Origin of the sequence: Patulibacter sp. NPDC049589, from assembly GCF_040675535.1 — a bacterium.
Lineage (GTDB): Bacteria > Actinomycetota > Thermoleophilia > Solirubrobacterales > Solirubrobacteraceae > Patulibacter.
The window spans coordinates 1-4,955 of record NZ_JBFAPC010000262.1; the positions used below are offsets into that span (position 1 = coordinate 1).

Below are 4,955 nucleotides of genomic sequence, written 5' to 3' on the forward strand. Positions count from 1 at the left end.
CCGGGTCCAGCGGCGCCTGGTCGCGGATGACGTCCTTGAGCGTCACCCCGTCGATGAGCTCCATCGCCATGTACGGGATGCCGTCCCAGTCGCCGCGGTCGAAGACCGAGACGATGTGCGGGTGCTGCAGCCCCGCGGCGGACTGGCTCTCCCGGCGGAACCGCGCGACGACATCGGGATCCTCGGCGAGCTGCTCGTGCAGGACCTTCAGCGCCACGTGGCGCCCGAGCTGCAGGTCCTCGCAGCCGTAGACCTCCGCCATGCCGCCGGTGCCCAGGCGGCGCTCGACGAGGTATCGCCCGTCGATCGTCTGTCCGACCCTGTTCATCGTCCTGCTCCGTCGGTGGGTCGCACTGCCCAGGCATGATGCCCGGCCGGTCGGACCACGGGGCCGCCCACGCGCCGCGTCATCGCCCCGCCCCCGCGTCGAGGGCGGCCTGGATGACGCTCCTGGCGATCGGCGCCGCGACCTGGCCGCCCTGCCCGGGGCTCTTCTCGACGATCACCGCGACGGCCACCTTCGGGTTCTGGACCGGCGCGAAGCCGATGAACCAGAGGTTGTTGACGCCGGCGGCCGGGTTGCCGAGCTCGGCCGTGCCGGTCTTGCCGCCGACCGTGACGCCGGTGCCGAGGTTGGCGAGGTTGCCGGTGCCCTCGTCGACGACCTTGCCCATCATCTCGCGCAGCGACGCGGCGGTCGACGCCTTCATCGACTGCTTGTAGAGCTGCGGCTCGACGTCCTCCTGGACCCGGCCGTCGGGGTCGGTGACGCGGTCCACGAGGTGGGGCTTCATGAGCTTCCCGTCGTTGGCGACGGCGGAGACGACCATCGCCATCTGCAGCGGCGTGACGCCGAGCTTGTCCTGCCCGATGCCGGTGCGCGCCAGGTCGACGTACTTGCTGTACGCCGGGATCAGCTCGTCCTTGCGCACGATCCCCGAGCGGCGGATCTCGCCCTCCGGCAGGTCCAGCGGCGGCCGCTGGTCGAACCCGAACTTCTCCATCGCGCTCTGGAGCCTGCGGCCGCCGAGGTCGACGGCGATGTTGCCGAACGCCCCGTTGACCGACTGCACGAGCGCCTGGCGGACCGTGATCTGCCCGGGGTCCTCGCCGCCGAAGTTGCCGAGCGGCACGCTCGAGAAGACCTGGTTGTTGGACCCGTCGACGATCGAGTCGGGCGTGTACCTGCCGCTGTCCAGCGCGGCGGCGGTCGTCACGACCTTGAACGTCGAGCCCGGCACGTACGGAAACTGCGTCGCGCGGCTGAGCAGCGCGCCGTTCTTCAGGGTCTTGCGGTACGTGTCCCCGTCGGCGATCAGCTTGTCGGGGTCGAAGCTCGGCACCGTCACCATCGCCAGCACCTTGCCGGTGCTCGGCTCCAGTGCCACGACGGAGCCGGCCCGGCCGTTCAGCCCCTGCACGGCGGCCTTCATCACCGACGGCTGCAGCGTCGTGCGCACGTCGTCGCCGCGCTGGTCGCCCTGGATCAGTCGGTCGACCGCCGTGGCGAGCTTGACGGCCTTGCCGGAGAGGAACTCGTTCTGCGACTTCTCGAGCCCCGCCTGCTGCCCGAGCGACTGGTCGCTGAAGCCGACGGTCGCGGCGTAGAGGCTGCCCTGCGGGTAGACCCGCTGGTAGTAGCGGTTGCCGGTGTCCCGGGACTTCACGCTGCGGCTGCGCGCCAGGACCGTGCCGTCGGCGGCGAGGATCTTCCCGCGCGGGACGCGCGAGGCGCGGATCACGTCCCGGTTGTTCAGGCTGTTGGTCCGCAGGTCCTTGTCCTCGAAGACCGTCCACCTGGACGTGAACGCGACCAGGACCCCGAAGAGCAGGACGAAGACGACGAAGAGGTTGCGGATCGAGCTGTTCACGTGGGACGCCTCGCGTCCTCCGACAGGCGCATCAGGAGCGCCAGCAGCACGAAGTTGGCCATGATCGACGAGCCGCCGTACGAGATGAACGGCAGCGTCACGCCGGTCAGCGGGATCACCTTGGTGACGCCGCCGACGATCACGAAGACCTGCAGCGCGAAGACCGACGTCAGGCCCGTGGCCAGGAGCTTCGAGAACGGATCGCGCGCCAGCGTGGCGATCCGGAACCCGCGGTTGATGATCAGCAGGTAGGCCAGGAGGATCGCGGCCGCGCCGAGCAGGCCGGTCTCGTTCGTGATCAGCGAGTAGATGAGGTCGTTCTTCGCCGCCGGCAGGAGCGTCGTGCCGATGACGCCGTTCTGGTCGGTGAGGCCGATCTCCGCCTGCCCGAAGCCGCGGCCGAAGAGCCCGCCGTCCGCCTGCGCGAACAGCGACTGCGCGAGCTGCGCGCTGCCGCCGGTCTGCTCGAAGAGGTCCTTGTCGAACGGGTGGCGCCACGCGGCGACGCGGTCCTGGACGTGGCCGACGCGGCTGCCGACGAAGTAGGCGCCCAGCGCGAACGCCCCGAGCCCGATGACCGGGAACCGCTTCTTGCCCGTCGCGACGTACAGCAGCGCCAGGAACGCCCCGAAGAACATCACCGACGAGCCGAGGTCGCGGATGAAGATCAGGAGGATCATCGCGACGCCCCAGATCGCCAGCAGCGGCCCGAAGTGGCGCAGCGGCGGGAACGACATCCCGAGGAACCTCCGCCCCCCGTGGATCAGCACCTGGCGGGTGTCCCGCAGGTAGCTGGCGAGGAAGATGACGATGCCGATCTTCGCGAACTCGGCCGTCTGGAACGAGAAGCCGCCGAGGTTGATCGACAGGTACGCGCCGTTGGACGCGCCGCCGATCCCGGGCAGGCGCGGGAGGATCAGGAGCAGGATCGACGCGAAGGCGATCGTGTAGCGGTAGCGCTCCAGCAGGTGGAGGTCGCGGAGCATCACCATCGTCACGGCGAACAGGCCGAGCCCGACGACGAACCACTGCGCCTGCAGGCGGGCGAAGCTCTCGTCGATCCGGTAGAGCTCGACCAGGCCGAAGCACGCGAGGACCGCGACCAGCGGGAAGAGGTACGGGTCGGCGTTCGGCGCGGTGAAGCGGACGACGAGGTGCCCGACGAGGCAGAGCCCGAGGAACACCCCGCCGTAGGTCAGCGAGGCGTCCGACAGGAAGGCGTCGCGCTTGAGGAAGATCGCCGCGAAGCCGGCGGTCACCAGCAGCGCGGAGGGCAACAGCGCGAGAGCCTCGCGGTTGCGTGCGCTCACGGCTTGACGACCTCGCCGCGCTCCAGGCGCGAGACCAGGTCGTTGGCGTCACCGAGCGACCGGATGCGGTGGTCGAACAGGCGCTTGCGCAGCTGCGGGTCGACCTCGTCGACCGGCACCGACGACGGGTAGTTCGCCGAGTACAGGCGGATCCCGGCCGGCAGGTCGTACGGCAGGCCGCGGTAGACCGTGACGAGGCCCTTGTAGCTGCCGACGAAGTAGACCGTCTGCGACGCGAAGTACCCGCCGGTGAGGATGCAGCCGATCAGGAACAGCACGATGAACGGCCCGGCGCGCAGGCCGCGGCGGCGCTTCTTGCCGGCGGGGCGCGGGCTCCGCGGGCCGCTCGCCTCGATCAGGTGGCGCGGATGGGCGTCCTCGTCCTCGTCGTCGAGGTCGGCCGGGGTGACGATCGGCATGACCGCGGTGGCTTGGTCCAGGTCCTTGACGTCCGGCCCGGGGTGGGTGCCGGTCGGCTGGTCCTCGATCGCGACGCTCGAGACGGCCTGCGAGCCCATCGTGCCGGGCGTGTCGTCGCCGGCGACCCGGAAGAGCAGGACGGTGATGTTGTCGCGGCCGCCGGCGTCGTTGGCCGCGTCCACGAGCGCGTCGACGCGGACCTGGAGCGGGTCCTCCGGAGCACCGGCGTTCAGCAGGTCGCCGATCCGCTCGTCCGACAGCATCGCCGTCAGCCCGTCGCTGCAGACCATGAAGACGTCCGCGTCCTGCACGCGCAGGACCTCGGAGTCGATCGCGACCTCGGACTCCGGGCCGAGCGCCCGCGTGATGATCGACCGCTGAGGGTGCTCGGCGGCCTCCTCCGGCGTCAGCCGGCCCTGGCGGACGAGCTCCTCGACGAGCGAGTGGTCGCGGGTCAGGCGCTCGAGGACGCCGCCCCGCAGCCGGTAGAGGCGGCTGTCGCCGACGTGCACGACGACGAGGCGCCGCTCGTCGACGTAGGCCGCCGTGAGCGTCGTGCCCATGCCGGCGTTGCGGCTGTCGCTCTGCGCGCGCTCGTGGATGCGATGGTTGGCCTCGACGACCTGGTCGCGCAGGCGCTCGGCGACCGTGCCGTCGGTGCCGTCGCCGAGGCCCTCGTGGAGGACCTCGACCGCCATCCGGGAGGCGACCTCGCCGGCCTGTGCACCGCCCATCCCGTCCGCGACGGCGAACAGGGGGGCCCGGGCCACGAAGGAGTCCTCGTTGGCCGGGCGCACGCGGCCGGTGTCGGTCCGCTGGGCGTATTCGATGACGCGAAGCACTCAGTCGTCCAGGTAGGTGAACTCGGTGTCGCCGATGCGGATCCGGTCGCCCAGCTGCAGCGGCTGGGCGCCCACGAGCGGCTCCTCGTTGAGGAACGTCCCGTTCGTCGAATTCAGATCCTCCACGATCACCACCCCTGCCTGTCGCACCAGTCGCGCGTGCTTGCCGGACGCGTACGGATCCTCGATCTGGATCTCGACCTGGGCCCCGCGGCCGATGACCGCGCCGGGTCCCACGTCGTACTCGTCCCCGGGATGGTGCCCGATCGCGCGCTCGACGCGCAGCCGGGGTTCCCCGCCGCCGCCGCCGGACAGTCCGACACCGGCCACGACGCCCGGCGCGACGGCGCCCACGGCACCGCGCCCGAGGTCGACGACGCTGGACCGCGCGACCCACGCGAGGAAGAGGTACAGCACGCCGACGATCGCGAACTTCAGGGCGACCGAGACCGGCTCGACGAGATCCGCGAGCGGCAGCGCGGTCACGAGCCGTCCTCGACCGTCATCGAGAC

At 70.9% G+C, this 4,955-nt stretch carries 5 protein-coding genes; all 5 read right to left on the reverse strand.

From position 1 onward, the window contains the following. Nucleotides 1-328, reverse strand: a 328-nt coding sequence (locus AB0L40_RS26560; RefSeq protein WP_364361616.1) for a protein kinase, incomplete at its 3' end; no start/stop codon positions are given. A gap of 79 nt (nt 329-407) precedes the next feature. Next, entirely contained in the window at nt 408-1,871 is a 1,464-nt protein-coding gene (locus tag AB0L40_RS26565; protein ID WP_364361618.1) for a penicillin-binding protein 2, read from the reverse strand. Next, complete coding sequence (locus AB0L40_RS26570; protein ID WP_364361620.1) at nt 1,868-3,181, reverse strand: FtsW/RodA/SpoVE family cell cycle protein; 1,314 nt, start codon at nt 3,179-3,181, stop codon at nt 1,868-1,870. Before AB0L40_RS26570 ends, AB0L40_RS26565 begins: the two co-directional genes overlap by 4 nt. Then, nucleotides 3,178-4,443: a Stp1/IreP family PP2C-type Ser/Thr phosphatase gene (locus tag AB0L40_RS26575; protein ID WP_364361622.1), complete on the reverse strand. Its 1,266-nt coding sequence runs from the start codon at nt 4,441-4,443 to the stop codon at nt 3,178-3,180. The genes AB0L40_RS26570 and AB0L40_RS26575 overlap by 4 nt, the downstream gene beginning before the upstream one ends. Then, nucleotides 4,444-4,955: FHA domain-containing protein (locus AB0L40_RS26580; RefSeq protein ID WP_364361624.1), on the reverse strand; the 512-nt coding region annotated here is incomplete at its 5' end.